Source organism: Prevotella sp. OH937_COT-195 (assembly GCF_003932845.1).
Classification (GTDB): domain Bacteria; phylum Bacteroidota; class Bacteroidia; order Bacteroidales; family Bacteroidaceae; genus Prevotella.
In genome coordinates, this window is the sequence record NZ_RQZH01000063.1 from 1 (window position 1) to 1,788 (window position 1,788).

The 1,788-nt window shown below is 34.2% G+C and carries 2 protein-coding genes; both read left to right on the forward strand.

Translation table 11 applies throughout. The annotated features are described in order from the left end of the window. Window positions 1–68: 68 nt before the first annotated feature. On the forward strand, window positions 69–863 hold the full coding sequence (locus EII32_RS11190; protein ID WP_125235454.1) for a hypothetical protein: 795 nt from the start codon (window positions 69–71) through the stop codon (window positions 861–863). Then, window positions 860–1,459, forward strand: coding sequence for a hypothetical protein (locus tag EII32_RS11195; RefSeq protein WP_125235455.1), 600 nt, complete (start codon window positions 860–862; stop codon window positions 1,457–1,459). The genes EII32_RS11190 and EII32_RS11195 overlap by 4 nt, the downstream gene beginning before the upstream one ends. The last annotated feature ends 329 nt before the right edge of the window (window positions 1,460–1,788 follow it).

Consider the following 1,788-nt stretch of genomic DNA (forward strand, 5'->3'; position numbering starts at 1 on the left):
GTGGAAGCAAAGTCCAGAAGACATAGAGAGAATCCGAAAGAATGTACAAATCATAAAATAAGATCATTATGAAAAGATTAAAGAAAGTCTTAATTTCAGTTGCTATTTCAATAGTAACCGTAAATGCAAATGCATGGCCTTGGATTTCACCTTATGCTTATTGTTTCGGAAATCCAGTAAATTGTATTGATCCTGATGGAAGAAGCACATGGGTAATTAATCAAGGAGATGGAAAATATCAAGTTGTAGGTGGTAATCTAAACGATAAGGATAAAAACATTTATGTTGGTTCATTTAATAATATGGGTGAATTTGTACGTGGCAATTCCATCGGAATAACTACATCAATGACATCTTTCTATAATAGTGATGCTCAAGGTGGAGGTCAATGGAGTATTGGAAGTATTATTGATATAAATGATCGGAGTGGCGACAAATTCCTTGAAGAAATCATTTCTAATAATCCTCCTATGATAGATGATTACATGATGAATGCACGAAATAATAAGCCTTATGACTTTAAGGTGACAAATGGAACAAACAGTCCAATAAAAGGTATAGACATCTATCGAGGTATGCCTGTAGGAGAGAATGGGAAAGGACAAACTATTTATACTTCTGCCAGAGATATTGGGAACATAGCGGCAGGATATGTTGCAGGAGTAAATGGAATGTCTTGGGAGGCATCGAGAATAGCATTTGATTCATACCAAGGTGGAATGGAGGGTAAATCTACAAGAAATGCCGAAAGGTATGGATGGACTATGGGATATAACAACGCAAGCTATAACAAAAAATTGGATAACCTTTTGAGGTCAGTAGGGAGTTCTATAAAATCCCTCTGGGATTACCTTGCTAAATGAAAACAAAGATATATATATTTATTTTAGTCCTTATTTTTTCACCAGTAGTGATATACATGTCACTTCTGCTTATCAGGACCTTATCGTCTAATGATCGCAAGTTTGTGGCAAACTTTGATCGGGTTGGATGGAGCATAGAAATGAAAGAGCAAAAGCAGGACTCACTATTGCTTTTTACTCTCTATCAAGCAGGGAAGATAAAAAGTGACAGTATATCATTCGATATTCACAATAATTATTGCACTGATGTTATATCTTTACTTTTTGTAGAAGGTGTGGATACGGTCTATATTCGAAAAGGACGTGAGTTCAAGGATTTGTTTTCTTTAGAAGAACAAAGTTCACATTCCATGGATCCAAAAGACTTCCCTGTAAACAATCCATTTATCGGAAAACTGCCCCCTAAGTGTAAAATAGTGGCATTTTCTGATTCGAGATTTTTTATATACGACAAGAATAAGTGCACATATATTCCAAAAGATGACATAACCCATGTCATCACGTTGTTTCATAATACAGAAAGAGGGGACTATTACACTCTTTGTGATGTTATACGTACTGACACGTTGGAAATAAAGATTATACAAAAGCAATAAACAAATGAAAACGATAATAATAATATTTGTAATCCTATGCATATTCTATGCTATACTCATGCTATTAATAGATGCCGCATATTCATTATTATCCTTAAACCAACAAGCCAATATCAGTGCTTTGATAGGGGACAAACTTATTCCGTATATCATCAGTATAATCTCTATGATGTTTTGTGTAATTCATATTTTCCGACATTGGATATTAAATTCACATTCTTGCTCCCCACATAATTAGTCGCCCCTTAAAAAGTCATTTAATATTTGGTATTCAGTGATATAAATTCCTAAATACTTTGTCAAGTCTGCAATTTTTTGTATCTTCGATG

Coding starts and splice junctions, on each gene's coding strand:
- EII32_RS11190 (WP_125235454.1), top strand. CDS start 69: ATGAAAAGATTAAAGAAAGTCTTAATTTCAGTTGCTATTTCAATAGTA.
- EII32_RS11195 (WP_125235455.1), top strand. CDS start 860: ATGAAAACAAAGATATATATATTTATTTTAGTCCTTATTTTTTCACCA.